Annotated in this window: 18 protein-coding genes; 11 read left to right on the forward strand and 7 right to left on the reverse strand. The window is 63.9% G+C overall.

Annotated features, from left to right (window positions below; genetic code table 11):
• Positions 1-61 precede the first annotated feature (61 nt).
• A complete protein-coding gene (gene katG / locus ACP2YO_RS05760; RefSeq protein WP_426439879.1) occupies positions 62-2233 on the forward strand; it encodes a catalase/peroxidase HPI in 2172 nt (723 codons plus the stop codon).
• A 99-nt stretch (positions 2234-2332) separates the two neighbouring features.
• Here the strand turns inward: katG and ACP2YO_RS05765 are convergent, their stop codons facing one another.
• The 3 genes from ACP2YO_RS05765 to ACP2YO_RS05775 form a co-directional block, all read right to left on the reverse strand.
• The gene (locus tag ACP2YO_RS05765; protein ID WP_426439881.1) at positions 2333-2533 is read right to left on the reverse strand and encodes a hypothetical protein; all 201 of its coding nucleotides are present in this window, start codon (positions 2531-2533) and stop codon (positions 2333-2335) included.
• A 361-nt stretch (positions 2534-2894) separates the two neighbouring features.
• On the reverse strand, positions 2895-3911 hold the full coding sequence (locus ACP2YO_RS05770) for an aldo/keto reductase (protein ID WP_426439883.1): 1017 nt from the start codon (positions 3909-3911) through the stop codon (positions 2895-2897).
• 102 nt (positions 3912-4013) lie between these two features.
• Positions 4014-4439 (reverse strand): PaaI family thioesterase, encoded by a 426-nt coding sequence (locus ACP2YO_RS05775; protein ID WP_426439885.1) that lies wholly within the window; start codon positions 4437-4439, stop codon positions 4014-4016.
• Positions 4440-4545: 106 nt separating this feature from the next.
• Between ACP2YO_RS05775 and ACP2YO_RS05780 the strand changes: the two genes are divergently transcribed.
• Positions 4546-5175, forward strand: coding sequence for an NUDIX hydrolase (locus ACP2YO_RS05780; RefSeq protein ID WP_426439887.1), 630 nt, complete (start codon positions 4546-4548; stop codon positions 5173-5175).
• A gap of 52 nt (positions 5176-5227) precedes the next feature.
• The gene (locus ACP2YO_RS05785) at positions 5228-6427 is read left to right on the forward strand and encodes a hypothetical protein (RefSeq protein WP_426439889.1); all 1200 of its coding nucleotides are present in this window, start codon (positions 5228-5230) and stop codon (positions 6425-6427) included.
• A gap of 25 nt (positions 6428-6452) precedes the next feature.
• Here ACP2YO_RS05785 and ACP2YO_RS05790 read toward each other — a convergent pair whose 3' ends face one another.
• Positions 6453-6764 (reverse strand): hypothetical protein, encoded by a 312-nt coding sequence (locus ACP2YO_RS05790; protein ID WP_426439891.1) that lies wholly within the window; start codon positions 6762-6764, stop codon positions 6453-6455.
• 203 nt (positions 6765-6967) lie between these two features.
• Between ACP2YO_RS05790 and ACP2YO_RS05795 the strand changes: the two genes are divergently transcribed.
• Positions 6968-7447 (forward strand): hypothetical protein, encoded by a 480-nt coding sequence (locus tag ACP2YO_RS05795; RefSeq protein ID WP_426439893.1) that lies wholly within the window; start codon positions 6968-6970, stop codon positions 7445-7447.
• A 23-nt stretch (positions 7448-7470) separates the two neighbouring features.
• Here the strand turns inward: ACP2YO_RS05795 and ACP2YO_RS05800 are convergent, their stop codons facing one another.
• On the reverse strand, positions 7471-8688 hold the full coding sequence (locus tag ACP2YO_RS05800) for an EAL domain-containing response regulator (protein WP_426439895.1): 1218 nt from the start codon (positions 8686-8688) through the stop codon (positions 7471-7473).
• A 459-nt stretch (positions 8689-9147) separates the two neighbouring features.
• Between ACP2YO_RS05800 and ACP2YO_RS05805 the strand changes: the two genes are divergently transcribed.
• The 4 genes from ACP2YO_RS05805 to ACP2YO_RS05820 all read left to right on the forward strand — a co-directional run bounded on the left by ACP2YO_RS05805 (position 9148) and on the right by ACP2YO_RS05820 (position 13567).
• Complete coding sequence (locus ACP2YO_RS05805; RefSeq protein WP_426439897.1) at positions 9148-10095, forward strand: TAXI family TRAP transporter solute-binding subunit; 948 nt, start codon at positions 9148-9150, stop codon at positions 10093-10095.
• Between the two features lie 140 nt (positions 10096-10235).
• Positions 10236-12344, forward strand: coding sequence for a TRAP transporter permease (locus tag ACP2YO_RS05810; RefSeq protein ID WP_426439899.1), 2109 nt, complete (start codon positions 10236-10238; stop codon positions 12342-12344).
• Complete coding sequence (locus ACP2YO_RS05815) at positions 12305-12718, forward strand: DUF1850 domain-containing protein (RefSeq protein WP_426439901.1); 414 nt, start codon at positions 12305-12307, stop codon at positions 12716-12718. The genes ACP2YO_RS05810 and ACP2YO_RS05815 overlap by 40 nt, the downstream gene beginning before the upstream one ends.
• A 42-nt stretch (positions 12719-12760) precedes the next feature.
• Positions 12761-13567: an SDR family NAD(P)-dependent oxidoreductase gene (locus ACP2YO_RS05820; RefSeq protein WP_426439903.1), complete on the forward strand. Its 807-nt coding sequence runs from the start codon at positions 12761-12763 to the stop codon at positions 13565-13567.
• A gap of 76 nt (positions 13568-13643) precedes the next feature.
• On the opposite strand, the gene ACP2YO_RS05825 is transcribed toward ACP2YO_RS05820, so the two are convergent.
• Complete coding sequence (locus ACP2YO_RS05825; RefSeq protein WP_426439905.1) at positions 13644-15236, reverse strand: cation:proton antiporter; 1593 nt, start codon at positions 15234-15236, stop codon at positions 13644-13646.
• Between the two features lie 89 nt (positions 15237-15325).
• Between ACP2YO_RS05825 and ACP2YO_RS05830 the strand changes: the two genes are divergently transcribed.
• The 3 genes from ACP2YO_RS05830 to ACP2YO_RS05840 all read left to right on the forward strand — a co-directional run bounded on the left by ACP2YO_RS05830 (position 15326) and on the right by ACP2YO_RS05840 (position 18577).
• Positions 15326-16096 (forward strand): lysozyme inhibitor LprI family protein, encoded by a 771-nt coding sequence (locus ACP2YO_RS05830; protein WP_426439907.1) that lies wholly within the window; start codon positions 15326-15328, stop codon positions 16094-16096.
• Between the two features lie 150 nt (positions 16097-16246).
• A complete protein-coding gene (locus ACP2YO_RS05835) occupies positions 16247-18157 on the forward strand; it encodes a propionyl-CoA synthetase (RefSeq protein WP_426439909.1) in 1911 nt (636 codons plus the stop codon).
• 147 nt (positions 18158-18304) lie between these two features.
• Complete coding sequence (locus ACP2YO_RS05840; protein ID WP_426439911.1) at positions 18305-18577, forward strand: hypothetical protein; 273 nt, start codon at positions 18305-18307, stop codon at positions 18575-18577.
• A 112-nt stretch (positions 18578-18689) separates the two neighbouring features.
• Here ACP2YO_RS05840 and ACP2YO_RS05845 read toward each other — a convergent pair whose 3' ends face one another.
• Positions 18690-19388, reverse strand: coding sequence for a DUF1013 domain-containing protein (locus tag ACP2YO_RS05845; RefSeq protein WP_426439913.1), 699 nt, complete (start codon positions 19386-19388; stop codon positions 18690-18692).
• Positions 19389-19484: the final 96 nt, after the last annotated feature.

A 19484-nucleotide genomic window follows, 5' to 3' on the forward strand; every position in this document is an offset into this window, starting at 1 on the left:
GTAGAATCAATCTTGGAAGAGCTCCAGCCCATTCCAGAATCCATCACCTCGGAGAAGAAACATGGATGCAAAAACCGACGAAGGCGCGGGCAAGTGCCCGTTTACGGCGAGCCCTCGGGCGCGCACGAACCGCGACTGGTGGCCGGAGGGGCTCGACGTCCAGGTCCTGCACAAGAATTCGAACCTGTCGGATCCGATGGGCAAGGACTTCGACTACGCCAAGGCGTTCAAGACTCTCGATCTGAACGCTGTGATCAAGGACCTGACGGCCCTGATGACGGACTCGCAGGAGTGGTGGCCGGCCGACTTCGGTCATTACGGCGGCCTCATGATCCGCATGGCCTGGCATAGTGCAGGCACCTATCGTATCACGGACGGCCGCGGCGGCGCCGGAGCTGGCCAACAGCGCTTCGCTCCGCTCAACAGCTGGCCCGACAACGTCAGCCTCGACAAGGCACGACGGCTGCTCTGGCCGATCAAGCAGAAGTACGGCAACAAGATCTCGTGGGCCGACCTGATCGTCCTCACCGGGAACGTCGCCCTGGAATCGATGGGCTTCAAGACCTTCGGTTTCGCGGGTGGCCGCGTCGACGTATGGGAGCCGGAAGAACTGTATTGGGGTCCGGAAGGCACCTGGCTCGGTGACGAGCGCTACAGCGGCGAACGCCAGCTCTCCGAACCGCTCGGCGCGGTACAGATGGGCCTGATCTATGTCAATCCGGAAGGCCCGAACGGCAAGCCGGACCCAATCGCTGCGGCCAAGGACATCCGCGAGACGTTCTTCCGCATGGCGATGAACGACGAGGAGACCGTCGCGCTGATCGCCGGCGGCCACACCTTCGGCAAAACCCACGGCGCCGGCGATCCGTCGCTGGTCGGTCCGGAGCCGGAGGCGGGTGCGCTCGAGGACCAGGGCCTCGGCTGGAAGAGCAGCCACGCCAGCGGCGTGGGCGCCGACGCGATCACCTCCGGCCTGGAGGTGATCTGGACTCAGACGCCGATCAAGTGGAGTAACTACTTCTTCGAGAACCTGTTCAACTACGAATGGGAACTGGAGAAGAGCCCCGGCGGTGCCAACCAGTGGGTGGCCAAGGGCGCGGACGCCGTCATTCCGGATCCGTTCGATCCGTCGAAGAAGCGCAAGCCGACCATGCTGACCACCGACCTCTCGCTGCGCTTCGATCCGGCCTATGAGAAGATCTCGCGCCGCTTCCTGGAGCACCCGGATCAGTTCGCGGACGCCTTCGCCCGCGCCTGGTTCAAGCTCACGCATCGAGACATGGGCCCGATCGTGCGTTACCTCGGCCCGCTGGTGCCGAAGGAGACGTTGATCTGGCAGGATCCGATTCCGGCGCTCGATCACGAAGTAATCGGCGACCAGGATATCGAGGCGCTGAAGGCGAAGATTCTCGCCTCCGGCCTGTCCGTGTCCGAACTGGTGTCGGCGGCGTGGGCCTCGGCGTCCACCTTCCGCGGTTCGGACAAACGCGGCGGTGCCAACGGCGCGCGCATTCGTCTTGCTCCGCAGAAGGATTGGGAGGTCAACGAGCCGGCGCAGCTGAAGAATGTGCTGGGCAAGCTCGAAGTCATCCAGAAGGAGTTCGGCAAGAAGGTCTCGCTGGCCGATCTGATCGTGCTCGGAGGCGCCGCCGCGATCGAGAAGGCGGCGAAGGGTGGCGGCACCAATGTGAAGGTTCCGTTCACGCCGGGACGCATGGACGCCTCGCAGGAGGAGACCGACGTCCACTCCTTTGCGCCGCTCGAGCCACGAGCTGATGGCTTCCGCAACTACATCAGCGGCAAGCATCAGTTCATGATGCCCGAGGAGGCGCTGGTGGACCGCGCGCAACTGCTGCGGCTCACCGGGCCGGAGATGACGGCTCTGGTCGGCGGCCTGCGCGTGCTCGGCGCCAACGCCAAGCAGTCCAAGCACGGTGTGTTCACTGCCAAGCCGGGGACGCTCACCAACGACTACTTCCTCAACCTGCTCGATATGAGCACGAAGTGGGACCATGTCGGCGAGGGCGTTTATGAGGGCCGTGATCGCAAGAGCAATGCGGCGAAGTGGACTGCAACCCGTGTCGACCTGATCTTCGGCTCGCATTCGCAACTGCGCGCGCTTGCCGAGGTCTACGGTCAGTCCGACTCCAAGGAGAAGTTCGTGCACGACTTCGTCGCCGCATGGACCAAGGTGATGAACCACGACCGCTTCGACCTCGTCGGCCACAAATAGAGGCCGGCAAGGACAGCAATACATGAGGGCGGCGCTTCGGCGCCGCCCTCACTCATTTTGGGACTTGGAAAAAGGTCTTTCGCGCTTTGCGCATTCCCTTCAATCGTGCAGTTTCATGTCCCGGATGGTTTCCTCGATCTCGGCCGGCGTCGGAATCGCAGGCGGATCTTGCGATGCGTACCCTGTCGCGTAGGGAATGTCGCACCGTGAGGCTTCGTGCCGGGATTGCACGATCGCGGTCAGGCTTGCCCAGCAAACCAGGAGCGCCACAGTCCAGTCCAGCATGTGCGACGCGGTCATTGCAGCACCAACATCAGCTTGGTCATGCGCTGATGGTGCAGCCTGCTCATATCATGCGCAATTCGGAAGGTGCGAAGTCGGGCTTCGGCCGTGCCGAGACAAGGGGCGGTGCCGTAGATTCGTCGCTGATGCCAAAGCAGCCTAAAGGGAGGCCGAGTAACAACCGCGTCGGAGCTGCGCTCCCTCTCCCGCTTGCGGGGCGCTTGCGGGGGAGGGCTGGGGTGGGGGCTCTCTCCACGAGTCGTATCGCGGAGAGAGCCCCCACCCGCATCGCATGGCATGCGATGCGACCTCCTCCGCAAGCGGGAGAGGTGCAGCGAGTCCGCGGACAGAGCGATTTGACCTGCCTTCGTCGCTGTTGCTAAGGCCGCTCGGTGCGCGCCCGTCGCCCTTCGATCGGATAGGCGGGATCGTTGAACCCCGGCGTCGAGGGATGTCCGGCGGTGACGAGGCGGTCGATCAGGGCTTCGTCCTCCGCCGTGAATGTGTAGTCGAGTGCGCGGATGTAGTCGTCCCATTGCGCCTCAGTGCGCGGGCCGGCGATCACGGCGCTCACGAAGGACGAGTTCAGCACCCACGATACAGCGAATTGTCCGGCGGTGATGCCGCGTGCCTCGGCGTGCTGCTTGATCTCCTGCGCGAGCTTGAGCGATTCCGGCCGCCACTCGGTCTGCATCATGCGCTTGTCGTTGCGGCCGGCGCGGCTGTCGGCCGCCGGTGCCGCGTCGGGCGCATATTTGCCGGTCAGCACGCCGCGCGCCAAAGGACTATAGGGCACGATCCCGAGGCCGTAGAAGCCGCAGGCCGGAAAGTGCTCGACCTCGGGCATCCGGTTCATCGCATTGTAATAGGGCTGGCTCGCGATCGGGCGGTCGATGCCGAGCCGGTCGCAGATGTTGCAGATCTCGGCGACGCGCCAGGCGCGATAGTTGGAGACGCCGAAATAACGCACCTTGCCGGCGCGGATCAGGTCGCCGATCGCGCGCACGGTCTCATCGAGCGGCGTCGTGTGGTCTTCCTTGTGCAGATAGTAGATGTCGATGTAATCGGTCGCCAGCCGCTTCAGGCTCTCGTCGGCCGCTTGCAACACCCAGCGACGCGACAGCCCGCCATGGTTGGGATCGTCGCCGATCGGATTGGCGAGCTTGGTGGCGAGAATCCAGTTCGATCGCTGGTTGGAGATCGCGCGACCCACGACCTCCTCGGACTTGCCGCCATTATAGGCATCGGCGCTGTCGATGAAGTTGATGCCTGCCTCGCGCGCCTTGGCGACGATCCGCGACGATGTCGCCTCGTCGGTCGGTCCGCCGAACATCATGGTGCCGAGGCAGATCGGCGAAATCTTCAGGCCGCTCCGGCCAAGCTGGCGGTATTGCATCGGGCATTCCCTCCGTTTGTCATTCCGGGGCGATGCGCAAGCATCGAACCCGGAATCTCGAGATTCCGGGTCTGGTCCTACGGACCATCCCGGAACGACGGGTCAACTCTCGTTCTTCAGAATCTTGAACACGCCATTGGCCATCGCGATGCTGCGCTTGTCGACGGTCACTTCGGCCGTGATGAAGATCAGGCTGCGGGTCGAACGCACCACCCGCGGGCGGGTCGTCAGGACCTCGCCGATCTTGCCGGCTTCGACGAAATGGGTGTCGAGCTGCACCGTCGCAAGCGTCGGCTTGCCCGAGACGAAACGCGCGGTCATGCCACAGGCACGGTCGGCAAAGGTCATGATCACGCCGCCCTGCACGAGACCGCGGCGGTTGTGGTGCTTGTCCTCGGTGATCAGCGCGAGCTCGAGCGCACCGTCCGCCAAGCGTTCCCACAAGGGGCCGATCAATGTCAGGAAGCCCGTGGTGTCGGCGATCTTCCAGCCGTCGGATTTGAGCTTGTCCGCGGCGTAGGCGGTCATGTGGTGTGGTCCGTTGGTTGCACGTGATTGATGGCAGATGATTGATCGCAGGAGGCATGTGTTGGCAGTCATTTCATCAAACTCTGTTGTGTTGTAGTCAAGATCGATGGCCCGCATATTTGACGATGCCACCCGGCGGAATATCGCAGAGCTCTGCGCCGCCTTCACGCGCCTGGCGCCGGCGGACGCGGTGGCGACGCTGAAGCACGCGGCGGTCGCGATTGCGCTGACCGAAGCCGATGATGGCAACGGCACCGCCTTCCTGCTCACTCGCCGCAGCGCCAGCCTGCGTTCCCATAGCGCGCAATGGGCGCTGCCCGGCGGTCGCTGCGATGCCGGCGAGACGCAGGTCGAAGCGGCGCTGCGCGAATTGCATGAGGAGCTTGGACTCGCGCTGGATGCGGGCGACGTTCTCGGCATGCTCGACGACTATCCGACGCGCTCGGGCTATCTGATCACGCCGGTCGTGGTCTGGGCGGGCACGCGCGCCGCGATCACGCCGAACCCGGACGAAGTCGCTTCCGTCCACCGCATCGGGCTTGATGCGATCGAGACTGATGACGCGTTCAGCTTCGTCTCGATCCCCGAGAGCACACGCCGCGTGATCCGCTTCCGTCTCGGCGGCCAGCAGATCCATGCGCCGACGGCGGCGCTGATCTATCAATTCCGCGAAGTGCTGGCCGGGCGCACCACCCGTGTCGCCGATCTGGAACAACCGGTGTTCGCCTGGAAATGAGGAGGGCGATATTCCGGGCTGACTTCGCGCCCGCGCTTGCTACAACGGAAACATGCGCCCGCAATTGATTCGCCTGTGTCCCGGAATTGTCGCGCTCGCGCTGATCGCGGGTGCGCCGTCTGTCCTGGCCCGTGATGCCCTTACGCTGCCGCCGAGCACCGCGAATGCGATGGCGCAGGCGGCATCGCCCCAGGCGGTCGCGGAGTATCGCCGCAAGCTGCAGCAATATCAGGAGGCGCGCGCTGCCTTCGACCAGGATGCGAGCGCTTATTGGAGCGCGATCGCCGACAAGCGGCGCGGCCGCAACGCCAAGCGGCGCGACCGTGTGCAGATCACGCTGGACGATTATGTGCTGGAGCAGCCGCCGGTCTATCAGGGCCCGAAGCGGCCGGTGAATCCGGCGCCGGAAGAGGAGGAGGGCAAGCCGCCGCGTCCACGCAGGACGATCCCGGTGGTCTCGGATTTCGTCCAGGCCGCGGCCGAGCAGTTCCAGTTCACGCCGCAGCGTCCCGCCACCGAGGTCGAGTTCAAGCGCGCTTATGCCCGCTATGCGCGCGCGGCCGGCCTGACGCCGGAGCAGGCGGTGCGGGTCTATTCGTTCGAGACCGGTGGCACCGGCAATTACGACGTGCAGTCGGGTATCGAGCATGGCGGCAAACGCGCCATTTCGACCGCGATCGGCTACAACCAGTTGCTCACCACCAACAGCGTCGAGCTGATGGCCGAACAGGGCCACGAATTCGTGCGCGATCTGGCCGAGCGCGTCGCGGCCACGACCGGGCCGGCGCGCAAGGCGATGGAGCACAAGCTCGTGGTGCTGAAGAAGATGGTCGAGTACACCCGCACCGTACCGGACGACTGGTCGGCGCATGAACGGCTCGCCGACACGGCGCAGGGCTGGGCGGTCCATGCCATGGTGCTCGACATCGACGTCGGCCCGATGCTGCAGACCCACAAGCTGCTGACGTCGGTGATCTTCGCCCGCGCCAAGGGCTACAACCGGCCGCTGACGGCCGCCGAACTCGAGATGATGAACCTGACCGGCGACGGCACCGGGCTCGACATGGTGACCATGCCGCAGGCGATGCGCGAGCAGGTGCCGACCTCGAATTTCTTCCAGCGCTCCGGCTACGAGCGCAACCCGGTGGCGATCCGCAACAACACCGTGGCAAAGCTGCTCGCCGTCACCAACGAGCGGATGGATTACAACAGCAACAAGCCGGGCGCGAAGGAGCTCGCGGCGGCGTTCTGACTTCCCTCCGACAAACCGAAAGACGTCAATTCGACCCGAACATGAACTTGCCGTCGCCCTCGAGATAGGGGCCGGAGCGCATGTAGAGCTGGCCGTTATGTCCGATGAAGAACAGCGTGCCCTTCGGCACCTTCTTGGCTCCCTTCAGGAGCATGCCGGCATTGTTGGTGCCCATCTTGTAGGACGAGGTCTTGCCGTCCTTGTCATAGGCGTAGCCCATGTCGGTCTTCAGTTCCCACGGGGCAGCTTCCTGCGCAAATGCAGATGTGGCCAGCGCGGCAAAGGCCGCAGCCAATAACGCCTTGGTCAATAACGTCCTGGTCAATAAATTTGTCATGAACCATCCTCCGCACCCAAGAACCGCGTCGTCCGCGCGGTCTGAACAAATCACGAACGAAGACGCGCCGTCAATACGACTAACCGATAGCATCGCTCACGGCTTTCCGCGACTTTGTGATTTTCCCGATGACACTTCGCGACTATCGTCGTGTTTCCGTCTACAACAACTTATTGCCAAGAAGACTCCTGGGGACGATTCGGATGAGCCATGTCATGAAAATCGGTTTGGGTGCCGCGCTGTCGCTCATGACGCTGGCTTCGGTCGCGCAGGCGGACGACTTCAAGCTGTCGAACAACCAGCGGATTTCCTGCAGCCGCGGGCTGTCGGCCGGCAAGCTCAACACCGCGACATGCAAATCGTACGCCTATCTGTTCAACGCCAAGACCTCGGAATACTTCCGCTGCCAGGTTTCGCTGGCGCTGACGCGGGACAACAAGGAGGTCATCAACGTGCAGGCCGACGGCGGCTGCACCAAGAAGGCGCGTATTTTCGACACCGACGGCAATTATTCGTTCGACGCCACCGAGACCGAGCCGCCGAACACCAACTCGTTCTTCGGTCCCGGCGGCTATTCGATCTGGGCGAGCGACAACAACAGCCAGAAGATCCGCGGCTGCATCACGATCTCGTCCGGGCTCGGCTCCGACATTTCCAAATGCCTCGACATGACGTTTCAATGACCGGGACCTGACGCAATCCGGCGTCAGGGCGCGGCGTCCTCTTCCGTCGCAAGCTGAACGCGCGATCTTGCAAATTTCTTGACGCCCATCGGCTTGCCGAGCAGGTAACCCTGGATCAGATCGAAATTCATGTCGTGCGCGGCCAGAAAATCCGCCCGCGTCTCGACCCCCTGTGCGACGACGCGCGCGCCGTGGTCGCGGGCCAATTCGACGATGCGGCGGCACACCGTCTGCTTCAGGCGATGATCCGCGGAACCGGTGACGAATTGGTGGTCGACCTTCAGTTCGACGAAGGGAAAGTTCTGCAGTCCCATGAGGGACGGCCAGTTCGCGCCGACATTGTCAATCGAGATGGCGATGTTGTGCAGGCGCACGCGTCTGGCGACTTCGATCGCAAGGTCCAGATTGTCGATGACCTCGGCGCTATCGATCTCGATCAACAGGCCGGCGAACGCAGGATGGTCCGGTATCCGCCGGCAGAGCTCGCGCACGGCATCGGCGTCAGCGAGAAAGGAGATCGGCAGGTTGATCGAGAGATCAACCGGGCCTTTCTGCTCCACGAGATATCGCCAGTCCTCGATCGCCCGCTCGATGACGAACGCGGACAGGGCCTGGAAATGCGGGTCGCCTTCATCAGGAATGAAATAGGCCGGCGGAACGACGCCCCATGCGGGATGACGCATCCGGATCAGCGCCTCTGCGCCGTGAGGGGCCAGCGTCCGGAGATGGATCTTCTGCTGGTACCAGAGTTCGAGCCAACCGGCCTTCAATGCTTCGGGGACATCCACCGCAGGGCTCGGTGCAGGTTCGACCGGCAGCAGCGACACGAGACTGTCACGAAGGGTTCGAGTGCTGAACGGCGTCGGCAACGCTGGCAGCATCGCGATCCCGTATTCATCCCCAACTTGCCTGACCGCCTTTACGATGATCGAGTCCGGCAGGCCGATGACGAGCACCTTGCCGCCATAGTCCTTTCTCACCAAAGTCTCGAGAATTTTACTGACTTCGATGCCGTCGACGGACGCGCCCAGCACCAGCAGATCGGGCCGCTCTGCGTCCAATACGGCGTCAAGATCGCCGGCTTGAGCGCACTCGCTGGTGATGAAGCCGAGCTCGTCGAGCGCATCGGTCAGGAAGGTGCGAAGGTGCTTTTTGCTGTCCGCGATGCAGGCTCGTGGAGTCAGCTTGCGCTGCCCGAACCAGCCGGCTCGCGCTTGTCCGATGTGACTGATGTGATTCATGCCCGCCCTGTTCGGAATAGCCCCGACGAATTCGTACATCGGAGCCACGGCGGCAATCATGGAAATTCAGGGATCATACATGCATTGCTTCGCTAACCTTAAGGCCGCGAATTCGAATCAAATTGCGCCGAAAAGGCATGTGGGGTGACTATGGCGGCTGCAACAAATGCGTCATCTGGTGTTCATGAGCGCGATTGACCGGCTTTACGATCGGACCCGACAAAGCGCGCGCTGCGTTTCATCGCGAGACGGCGTTAATGCTTGTGTTGATGCGTCGATGACGGCGTGATTCTGCACCATTGTCGGACATGGTGGATGGCCGAACAGCGGATGGTTCCCGTACGCGTCACGTGACGGTGCTGGCATACTGCATGCCGGGCGCCTGCGTCGTTTCGGTGGGTTGACCCAACGACACCGTCCGGCCAATTTCCGGCCGGCTGATGGGGGAGACCAATACTGATGAATTCGAAGTTGATGGCCGCCGCGATCGTGGCAGCCAGCATTTTGTCGGCGCCTGCGACGCAGGCCGAACAATTCATAAACGTCCTGACCGGGGGGACCTCCGGCGTCTATTATCCGCTCGGCGTCGCGATCGGGAAGATCTACGGCGACAATATCCCTGGCGTGAAGACCCAGGTGCAGGCCACCAAGGCCTCGGTCGAGAACCTGGTTCTGTTGCAGCAGGGCCGCGGCGAGATCGCGTTCACGCTCGGCGATTCGCTGAAGGCTGCCTGGGAAGGCGATGCCGAAGCCGGCTTCAAGACCAAGCTCGACAAGCTGCGCACCATCGGGGCGATCTATCCGAACTACATCCAGATCGTCGCCACCGCCGAAAGCGGCATCAAGACGCTCGCCAATCTCAGGGGCAAGAGCTTGTCGGTGGGCGCGCCGAAGTCCGGGACCGAGCTCAATTCGCGCGCCATCCTCGCGGCCGCCGGCATGAGCTACAAGGATTTGGGCAAGGTCGAGTATCTGCCGTTCGCCGAATCGGTCGACCTGATGAAGAACCGCCAGCTCAACGCGACGCTGCAGTCCGCCGGCCTCGGTGTTGCCTCGCTGAAGGACCTCTCTACCTCTTCCGAGATCACCGTTGTCGCGGTGCCGAAGGAGACCGTCGACAAGATCGGGCCGCCCTTCGTCCCGGTGATCATTCCGGCCAACACCTATACCGGCCAGGACAAGGACGTGCCGACTGCCGCGGTGGTGAACTATCTCGTCACCAGCAGCGCGGTGTCCGACGATCTCGCCTATCAGATGACCAAGCTGGTCTACGAATCGCTGCCGGAACTTGCAAACGCCCATGCTGCCGGCAAGGAGATCAGACTGGAGGCTGCCGCGAACGGCAGCCCGGTGCCGCTGCATCCCGGCGCGATCCGCTACTACAAGGAAAAGGGCCTGATTAAGTAGGGGCAACTACGATTGGGCGTCGTGGCCGGGCTTGACCCGGCCGTCGATCTTTCGAAGGACTTTGATTTTTAGCGTGGCTGCGCGGGCCAAGCACCATCCAAATGCGATAAGCGTCGTTGATTCGGCGGGGGGATTTTCATATGCAGCAGCAGGCTGAGGCCGTTGAGCCCACCAAGGTCGAGTTCGATAATTTCGAGCACGGGTTTCCCGAAGGCTTCGGGCCCGGCGGCTGGGGGCGTCTGGCATACGCCATCGGTCTCGCCTTCGCGCTGTTCCAGCTCTATGTCGCGGCCTTCAACAACCTGCCGAGCCAGGTGGTGCGCGGCGTCCATGTCGGCTTCCTGATCCTGCTTTCCTTCGGCCTGATCGGCAACTTCACGGCCAAGACCGATTTCGGCCGGGCGTTAAGCTGGATCGTTGGCGGCGCCGGGTTCCTCTGCGGACTCTACCAGTGGATTTTCTACGCCGACCTGATCGCCCGCGACGGTGATCCGACCACCACCGACCTCGCAGTCGGCACGCTGCTTGCGGTGCTGATCTTCGAAGGCACGCGGCGCCTGATGGGCGCGGCGTTGCCGCTGATGTGCGGCGCGTGTCTGCTCTACTGGTTCTTCGGGCAGTATTTGCCGTCGCCGTTCAACCATCGCGGCTATGACTTCGACCAGATCGTCACGCATCTCTCGTTCGGCACCGAAGGCTTCTACGGCGTGCCGATCTACGTATCGGCGACTTACATTTTCCTGTTCATCCTATTCGGCTCGTTCCTCGAACGTGCCGGCATGATCCAGCTCTTCACCGACGTCTCGCTCGGCCTGTTCGGCCGGACCCGCGGCGGACCTGCCAAGGTCGCCGTGTTTGCCTCCGGCATGATGGGCACGATCTCGGGCTCGGGCGTCGCGAACGTCGTCACTGTCGGCCAGTTCACGATTCCCCTGATGATCAGGTTCGGCTATCGCCGCGCCTTCGCCGCCGGTGTTGAGGCAACCGCCTCGATGGGCGGGCAGATCATGCCGCCGGTCATGGGTGCGGTGGCCTTCATCATGGCGGAGACGCTCGGCCTTCCCTATTCGGAGATCGTCAAGGCCGCGGTAATCCCGGCAATGCTCTATTTCGCCTCGGCGTTCTGGATGGTGCATCTGGAGGCCGGCAAGCACGGCCTCGTCGGCATGAAGCGTTCCGAGACCCCGAGCGCCTGGAAGGCGCTTGTGGCGCGCTGGTACCTCGTGCTGCCGCTGGCCGCGCTGGTCTACATGCTGTTCGAGGGCTTCACGCCGCTCTATGCCGGCAGCATGGGCCTCGCATTGACGGTTGCGCTGATCCTCGGCGCCAGCATCACGCTCGGCTTCTCCAACACCGTCGTTCGCTACATCTTCTGGATCGGATTGGCACTCGTCGCCGCCGCCGTCTCGCGCCACGGGCTCGAGATCGTCCCGATCGGCAGTGTCGTCGTCGGCCTGATCGTGATCGCCGCGATCACCCGCGGTGGCCGCGTCACGCTCGCCGCCTGCCGCGACTCGCTCGCCGACAGCGCCAAGTCGGCACTTACGGTCGGCATGGCCTGCGCCATCGTCGGCACCATCATCGGGATGATGACGCAGACCGGCGTCGGCACCATCTTCGGCAGCTGGATCATCGGCCTCGGCGCGAAGAGCCTGTTCCTGGCGCTGATCATGACCATGCTGCTGTCGATCCTGCTCGGCACCGGCATCCCGACGATTCCAACCTACATCATCACGGCGGCGCTCGCCGCGCCGGCGCTCGCCAAGCTGGGTGTGCCGCTGATCGCGAGCCACATGTTCGCGTTCTACTACGGCATCATGGCTGACCTCTCGCCGCCGGTGGCGCTTGCAGCCCTCGCCGCGGCACCGATCGCCAGGGAGAATCCCGACAAGATCGGTTGGGAAGCGATGCGGATCGCGCTCGCCGGCTACGTCATTCCCTTCATCTTCGTCTATTCGCCGGCGCTGATGCTGCAGGCCAACGATCCGATGGCCGTGCAGCTCGGCTTCTACGGCGCGGTGGCCCTTGCGACCTTCAAGGCGCTGGTTGCGATCGCGCTGTTCGGCATCGTCGCGATCGGCTTCCTGTTCACGCGGCTGACATTGATCGAGATCGTGGTCGCCTTTGCAGCCGCGCTCTGCCTGCTCGGCGATTTCCAGTTCTCGGATACCGCGGGCTTCACGCTCGCCGCCGTTGTCGTGTCGTGGCAATGGCGGCAGCGCTCGCGCAACGCGGTGGCGGCGGCTTGAGTCTCTGCCTCGCCTCGGCGGGTGTCGTGAAGACGCTGTCGATCGCGGCCTTCACGCTTGCCTGGACGCATTCGATCGAGAAGACCGCCTGGCAGGAAGACTGGCTGGTAACGCCGGCCGGGCTCGAATTGACGCAAGCTCGCATCCAGGGTTTTGGCGCCGGAATGGAGCCGCCGCCGGACGCGCGCCTCGTCGACGGCCGGTTTCAATGGTCGCCGCCACCCTCACCACGGCCGGAGGTCGTGCTCGGCAATTCCGGCGCCGCCGGCGAATGGCACCTGTGCCACGAGGGACGCTGCCAGTCGCTATCGGAGATTTTCGAGCATCCGATCGGTGCTAATGTCACGACAATGAGTGTCTGCAAGGATCCGTAGCAAGGATCCGGACAAGAACAGAACTACAAGGGAGAACAACCCATGGATCGGCTCAAGGGCAAGGTTGCAATGGTGGTCGGGGCGGGCTCGATCGGGCCGGGCTGGGGCAACGGCAAGGCGACCGCCGTCACCTTTGCGCGCGAGGGCGCCAGCGTGTTTTGCGTCGATCGCAACACCGCGGCGGCGGAAGAGACCGTGAGCATCATCACCGGCGAGGGTGGCAAGGCGACCGCCTACACCGCCGACGTCTCGCGCGCCGCCGAGGTCGAGGCGATGGTGGCGGCCTGCCTGAAGTCCTGCGGCTGCATCGATGTGCTCGACAACAATGTCGGCATCGCCGAGGTCGGCAGCGTGGTCGAGGTGGCGGAAGCCGAATGGGATCGCGTCTTTGCCGTCAATCTCAAGAGCGCGTTCTTCACGATGAAGCACGTCATTCCCGTCATGATCAAACAGGGCGGCGGCTCGATCATCAACATCTCCTCGATCGCGTCGATCCGCCATGTCGGTATTTCCTATGTCAGCTACAACGCGAGCAAGGCCGCGATGAACCAGATGACGCGCACCACCGCGGTCGAATTCGCCTCAAAGCATGTGCGCGTCAATGCGATCTTGCCCGGGTTGATGAAGACGCCGATGGTCGAGCATTCGGCCGGCCTGGCGCAGAGCTACGCCAAGGGCGACGTGGAGGCGATGTGGCGCGCCCGTGACGCCCAGGTGCCGATGGGGCACATGGGCGAGGCCTGGGACGTCGCCAATGCGGCGCTGTTTCTCGCCTCCGATGAATCGAAATATGTCACCGGCATCGAGCTCGTGGTCGACGGCGGCATCACCAGCAAGTCCGGTGCTTGAGGCGCACGTCGCGTTTTCGACCGAAGTGGCTACCGGTTCGCGAGAAGAAAACTCGTCAAAACAAACGCCGCGCGATCTACACCTCCAGGCTGAGTTCGGCGCGGTCGAGCTCTTCCTCGACCAGATGGAACGCGTCGTCCCCGATGGCCTCAGTGCCGCGGAGCCGGAGCAGCGCCTGGCGGGCCGCTGCGACGGCGCGGCGGCGTAGCGGATCGGCCGGGAGTTCGCGCGAGATCAAGCCGCAATCGGGATCGGTCTCGGCGCGTTGCAGCACGGCGCGGTATTCGAGCCTGAGGATTTCGGCTTGCTCCGACGGGTCTGCTACGATCTCATCGAGCGCGGCGCGATAGGCGATGGTGCGGGCGCGGGCCGCCTCGCGCGCCACCGGATTGTCGTCGTCGAAGTTCAGCGCGAGGATCAATGGCCGCAGTGTCAGGCCCTGGATCACGAGCGAGCCGAACACCACGGCAAACGCCGTCAGCAGGATCAGATCGCGATACGGGAAACTCTCGGGCAGCGCGAAGGCGGCTGCCAGCGTGACGATGCCGCGCATGCCGCACCAGGATACGACGATGCCGCGCCGCAACGTCGGCACAGCCGCGACCACCTGTGGAGGAAGCATGCCGCGCGCCTTCAAGGCGCGCAGGAAGGCGCCATATGGCATCACCCAGAGGATGCGGGCGAGGATCACGACGGCGAGGATCGTGGCCGCAAAACTGCAATATTTGAACAGCACGTCGTCATCGAACCCGGACAAGATCGGACGCAACTGCATGCCGATCAGCATGAAGGCGAGCACGTTGAGCACGAAGAGGACGGTTTCCCACACCGCATAGGACGACACGCGCAGCCGCGCCGAGGTGCGGGCCGGCGCGGTACGGGCAATGGTGATCGCGTAGGCGACGATGGTAAGGATGCCGGACAGCCCGACGCGCTCGGCGACGATCCACACCATGAAGGTGCCGGCAAACTGCGTGATGATCGCACTTGGCGCTTCGGTGATGCGGCGGGTGGTCGCCGTCCAGACTTGAGCGAGCAGGAAACCGGCGGCGAGGCTCCCCAGCAACGCCACCGTGATGGACGGAACAAACTCGCGCACCTTCATGTGCTCGGCGGCGACCAGTCCGACGGCGACGCGATAGATCAGGAGCGAGCTGGCATCGTTGAGCAGGCTTTCGCCTTCAAGGATCTTCTGGATCCGATAGGGCAGGCTGACCTGCCGCAGGATCGCGGTGGCCGCGGCTGCGTCGGGCGGCGCGACGATGGCGCCGAGCGCGACCGCGACCGCCCAGGGCATGTCGGGGCGAAGCCAGCGCGCGACCACCGCGACGGCCACCGTCGTTACGCCGACCGCGACGAGCACGAGCGTCGAAACCGGCAGCCAGTTGTTGCGGAGATCGCGCAGCGAGGTGTCGAAGGCGGCGTCGAGCAGGACCGGCGCAACGAACAGCGCCAGTGCCAGTTTCGGTTCCATCGCCCAGGACGGACCCGACGGCAGCAAAGCCAGTAGCATGCCGCCGATCGCAAGGAACGCTGGGTAGGGCACCTTGAGCCGCCGTGACAGCGCCGACAGCGCAACGGCTGCGAGCAACAAGCCAATGATCCATTCGAATGTAAGCAAGTCGAGCCCCCTGCAGCCGATCGTCGCAATTGACGTATAGTCCAGCATGTGGTTTTGCGGCAAACGGCGGGCTGCCGGGATGGCAGCCGGGTCGGTTGCTTAAGGCGCAGGAGAAGGACGTATTGTCGGCGATTATGATGCGACGCAACTCTGCAAGTCTGGCTCTGGCGCTGATCGGCGTTTGCCTGTCATGCGTGCTGATGGCCGCTGCCGCGCGCGCGACAGGCAGCGAGCCGGGCAAGGATGTTCAGGCTGATCCCGGGCCCTGCATCGCCGCGGCGGCAACTGATGACGACGGCAAGACCATCGACCTCTGCAGCGTCTTCATCGGCAACGAGAAGGCGGCCAAGCCGGCTCGCGTCAAGGCCCTGGTAGCGCGCGCCGCCGCCTATGACCGCAAGCAGATGACCGATCGCGCGATTGCAGATTACGACACCGCGCTCGGGCTCGATCCGTCGCTCGCCGATGCGCACAATGCGCGCGGCGAGCTCTGGCGCAGAAAGGGCGACCGACCCAAGGCCATCATGGACTTCGGCGCCGCGCTCAAGCTCAACCCCAATCACGAGGCTGCCAAGGCCAACTACAAATCGTTGTCGCTGGAGCTGGAGCGGATGGGCGCCATGATGGCGGTCGCCGGCAAACCGAGCTTTGATTGCCGCAAGGCGCGCCGCGCGGTGGAGAAGGCGATCTGCGCCAGTCCCGAGCTCGCCGACCTCGATCGCGAGATCAACGCGTCGACCGTTCGGGCGATCCGCGAGGCGCAGAACCCGAGTCAGGCGCGCGAATTACAGCGCGATCAGGATCAGTTCATCGCCGGCCGCAATGCCGAATTCGGCAAGCCCGGCTACGACCTGCAGAAAGCGATGCGTGAGCGGCTACAACGGATCAATGGGGGCGACCGATACTAGCCGGCAGGATTTCAGCTTGAATTACCCGGTCATCCCGTGACAATGGCGCTAAAGCGAGCCACCATCCGTCGTCGTCATGCCCGGCCTTGTGCCGGGCATCCACGTCTCAAGCCCGGCCATGACGAGGTGGGACGCGCAGGGAGAAACGCCATGACCATCCAGCAGAGCAGCCGGTATCATGAGGTGCACGCCCGCTCGCTTCGAGACCCGGAGGGATTTTGGGCGGAAGCAGCGCGCGAGATCGACTGGATCGAGCCGGCGAAGAAGATTTTCGATCCCACCGCCGGTCCTTATGGACGCTGGTTCACCGGTGCGGTGGTCAATACCTGCTACAATGCGCTGGATCGCCATGTCGCCGATGGACGTGCCGAGCAAGTCGCGCTGATCCACGATTCCGCATTCACCAACAGGGTCGCGAAATTCACCTATGCCGAGCTCCTGAAGGAGGTGCAGGCTCTTGCGGCGGTCATGCAGGATTTCGGTGTGACCAAGGGCGATCGCGTCATCCTCTATATGCCGATGGTGTCGGAGGCGGTGGTCGCAATGCTCGCCTGCGCGCGGATCGGTGCCGTGCACAGCGTGGTGTTCGGCGGCTTCGCAGCGAAGGAACTCGCGAGCCGGATCGACGACGCAAAGCCGAAGCTGATCTTCTCGGCAAGCTGCGGGCTCGAGCCCGGGCGCATCGTGCAATACAAGCCGCTGCTCGACGAGGCGATCCGGCTTGCGACCGTCAAGCCCGCTGCCTGCATCATCCTGCAGCGGCCGCAGCACGCGTGCCAGCTGACCGCGGGGCGCGATCACGACTGGGCAGGCTTGCGTCGTGCTGCGCTTGATGCCGGCAAGGCCGCGCCGTGCGTGCCGGTGCTCGCGACCGATCCGCTCTACATCCTCTACACCTCGGGCACCACGGGAATTCCGAAGGGCGTCGTGCGCGACAATGGCGGCCATCTCGTCGCGCTGAAATGGTCGATGTACAACCTCTATGGCGTCAAGCCCGGCGAGGTCTGGTGGTGCGGCTCCGACATCGGCTGGGTGGTCGGCCACAGCTATATCGTCTATGGCCCGCTGATTCACGGCGCGACCTCGATCATGTATGAGGGCAAGCCGGTCGGCACGCCGGATGCGGGTGCATTCTGGCGCGTGATCTCAGAGCATAAGGCGGTGGCCTTCTTCACCGCGCCGACCGCGTTCCGCGCCATCCGCAAAGAAGACCCGGAAGGCAAGTTCATCCGGCAGTACGGTCTCTCCAAATTCCGCACCCTGTTCCTCGCCGGCGAGCGCGCCGATCCGCCGACGGTGGTGTGGGCGGAGCAGCAGCTGAAGGTGCCTGTCATCGATCACTGGTGGCAGACAGAGACCGGCTGGTGCATTGCCGGCAATCCGGTCGGCTTGGGCCAGTTGCCGGTCAAGCACGGCTCGCCGACGGTGCCGATGCCGGGCTATCAGGTCGACGTGGTGGATGAAGCGGCAAGGCCGCTGCCCGCGGGCGCCATGGGCTCGATCGTGATCAAGCTGCCGATGCCGCCGGCCTGCCTGCCGACGCTATGGCAGCAGGACGATCGTTTCATGGAAGCCTATCTCTCGGAATTCCCCGGCTACTACAAGACCTCGGATGCCGGTTACAAGGACGAGGACGGCTATATCTGGGTGATGGGCCGCACCGACGACATCATCAATGTCGCCGGTCACCGGCTCTCGACCGGCGGCATGGAAGAGATTCTCGCCTCGCATTCCGATGTCGCCGAATGTGCGGTGCTCGGCATCAAGGATGCGATCAAGGGCGAGGTGCCCTGCGGCTTCCTGGTGCTGAAGTCCGGCGTGACGACAACGTCGGCGGAGGTCGAGAAGCAAGTCGTGGCGCTGGTGCGCGACAAGCTCGGCCCGGTCGCCGCATTCAAGCTCGCGATAACAGTGGCGCGCCTGCCGAAGACCCGCTCCGGCAAGATCCTCCGCGGCACCATCAAGAAGATCGCCGACGGCGAGCCCTGGACCATGCCGGCGACGATCGAGGATCCCAAGGTGCTCGACGAAATCGGCGATGCGCTGAAAGGCAGGGTGTAGGTATTGTTGCCTCGCCCCCGCTCAAGGGAGGACGGAGCGCCCAGGAACGCATTTGGAAGCAAAACGGCCTTGATTTTGATGGATTACCGGGTCATTCCGGCGCCATGTCGCCACTACGCCACCACGCCACCACGAACGGACCCACGGATGCGATCCATTTCCGCACGCGCGCCCCTTGCACTGCTGCTCGCGCTGCCGCTGCTCGCCGGCTGCCTCGAGCGCGGGCGGTCGCCGGTCGCGGAGAGCATGGGCGACGACGACCAGTACTGCCAGGCCAACGGCACGGTCAAAGTCGGCTCGCCGGAATACGTCGCCTGCCGCAAGGACCGCGACGTCCAGAGGCAAAATGCCGAAGCGCGCTCCGATCGCAAGCAGCGCGATCTCGGCGAATACATGATGAACCATCCGGACGTGCACTGAGTGACGACCTCACTCGTCTGACGGCAGCGGGATATGCACGCTCCAAACGAAAACGCGGCAGGTTGCCCCGCCGCGTGTCGTGATCCAGCGTGAGACCCGCGCGAACGCGCGCTTACTCCTCGTCGTCGTCGGCCTTCTTGCCGCCGATCGTCTTCAGCTTGGCGAACACGGCGTCGACGTTGAGGTCCTCTTGCTGCCGTTCGGTCGGCTCGTATTCCGGCTCCTTGCGCGTGGTCTCGGAGGCCGGCAGCAGCGTGGCGCCGCCATAGACCGCGGCGGTCGGCTTTTCCTTGGCGGCGCGCTGCACTTCGAAATCGAGCTCGATCTGCGAGCACAGGCCGAGCGTCACCGGATCCATCGGTGTCAAGGTCGAGGCGTTCCAATGGGTGCGGTCGCGGACGCTCGCGATCGTGGTCTTGGTGGTGCCGACCAGGCGCATGATCTGGGCGTCCTTCAGTTCGGGATGGTTGCGCACCAGCCAGAGGATCGCGCTCGGCCGCTCGTGGCGGCGCGACACCGGGGTGTAGCGCGGGCCCTTCTTCTTGGCGGCGGTCGGCAGCACCACCTTGCTCTCCTCGAGCCTGAGGCGGTGGTTCGGGTCGCGCTCGCCCTTTTCGATCTCCTCGCGGGTCAGCTGGCCGTTCGAAATCGGGTCCATGCCCTTGATGCCCTGGGCCGCGTCGCCATCGGCGATGGCGCGGACCTCCAGGGGGTGCATCTTGGTGAAATCGGCCACCTGATCGAAGGTCAGAGCGGTATTATCAACCAGCCACACGGCAGTCGCCTTCGGCATCAGCGGTGCGTTGCTCATGGCAAATCTCCTTTGCGCTTCGCCCACCTCTGCGAGGCGAAGCTTGGTAGTCATCGGTGATGACGGGAATTATGGCGCCTATATAAGCCCTCAGGG

The organism is Bradyrhizobium genosp. P (assembly GCF_049949265.1).
GTDB lineage: Bacteria > Pseudomonadota > Alphaproteobacteria > Rhizobiales > Xanthobacteraceae > Bradyrhizobium.

Coding starts and splice junctions, on each gene's coding strand:
- katG (WP_426439879.1), top strand. CDS start 62: ATGGATGCAAAAACCGACGAAGGCGCGGGCAAGTGCCCGTTTACGGCG.
- ACP2YO_RS05765 (WP_426439881.1), bottom strand. CDS start 2,533: ATGACCGCGTCGCACATGCTGGACTGGACTGTGGCGCTCCTGGTTTGC.
- ACP2YO_RS05770 (WP_426439883.1), bottom strand. CDS start 3,911: ATGCAATACCGCCAGCTTGGCCGGAGCGGCCTGAAGATTTCGCCGATC.
- ACP2YO_RS05775 (WP_426439885.1), bottom strand. CDS start 4,439: ATGACCGCCTACGCCGCGGACAAGCTCAAATCCGACGGCTGGAAGATC.
- ACP2YO_RS05780 (WP_426439887.1), top strand. CDS start 4,546: ATGGCCCGCATATTTGACGATGCCACCCGGCGGAATATCGCAGAGCTC.
- ACP2YO_RS05785 (WP_426439889.1), top strand. CDS start 5,228: ATGCGCCCGCAATTGATTCGCCTGTGTCCCGGAATTGTCGCGCTCGCG.
- ACP2YO_RS05790 (WP_426439891.1), bottom strand. CDS start 6,764: ATGACAAATTTATTGACCAGGACGTTATTGACCAAGGCGTTATTGGCT.
- ACP2YO_RS05795 (WP_426439893.1), top strand. CDS start 6,968: ATGAGCCATGTCATGAAAATCGGTTTGGGTGCCGCGCTGTCGCTCATG.
- ACP2YO_RS05800 (WP_426439895.1), bottom strand. CDS start 8,688: ATGAATCACATCAGTCACATCGGACAAGCGCGAGCCGGCTGGTTCGGG.
- ACP2YO_RS05805 (WP_426439897.1), top strand. CDS start 9,148: ATGAATTCGAAGTTGATGGCCGCCGCGATCGTGGCAGCCAGCATTTTG.
- ACP2YO_RS05810 (WP_426439899.1), top strand. CDS start 10,236: ATGCAGCAGCAGGCTGAGGCCGTTGAGCCCACCAAGGTCGAGTTCGAT.
- ACP2YO_RS05815 (WP_426439901.1), top strand. CDS start 12,305: ATGGCGGCAGCGCTCGCGCAACGCGGTGGCGGCGGCTTGAGTCTCTGC.
- ACP2YO_RS05820 (WP_426439903.1), top strand. CDS start 12,761: ATGGATCGGCTCAAGGGCAAGGTTGCAATGGTGGTCGGGGCGGGCTCG.
- ACP2YO_RS05825 (WP_426439905.1), bottom strand. CDS start 15,236: ATGCTGGACTATACGTCAATTGCGACGATCGGCTGCAGGGGGCTCGAC.
- ACP2YO_RS05830 (WP_426439907.1), top strand. CDS start 15,326: ATGCGACGCAACTCTGCAAGTCTGGCTCTGGCGCTGATCGGCGTTTGC.
- ACP2YO_RS05835 (WP_426439909.1), top strand. CDS start 16,247: ATGACCATCCAGCAGAGCAGCCGGTATCATGAGGTGCACGCCCGCTCG.
- ACP2YO_RS05840 (WP_426439911.1), top strand. CDS start 18,305: ATGCGATCCATTTCCGCACGCGCGCCCCTTGCACTGCTGCTCGCGCTG.
- ACP2YO_RS05845 (WP_426439913.1), bottom strand. CDS start 19,388: ATGAGCAACGCACCGCTGATGCCGAAGGCGACTGCCGTGTGGCTGGTT.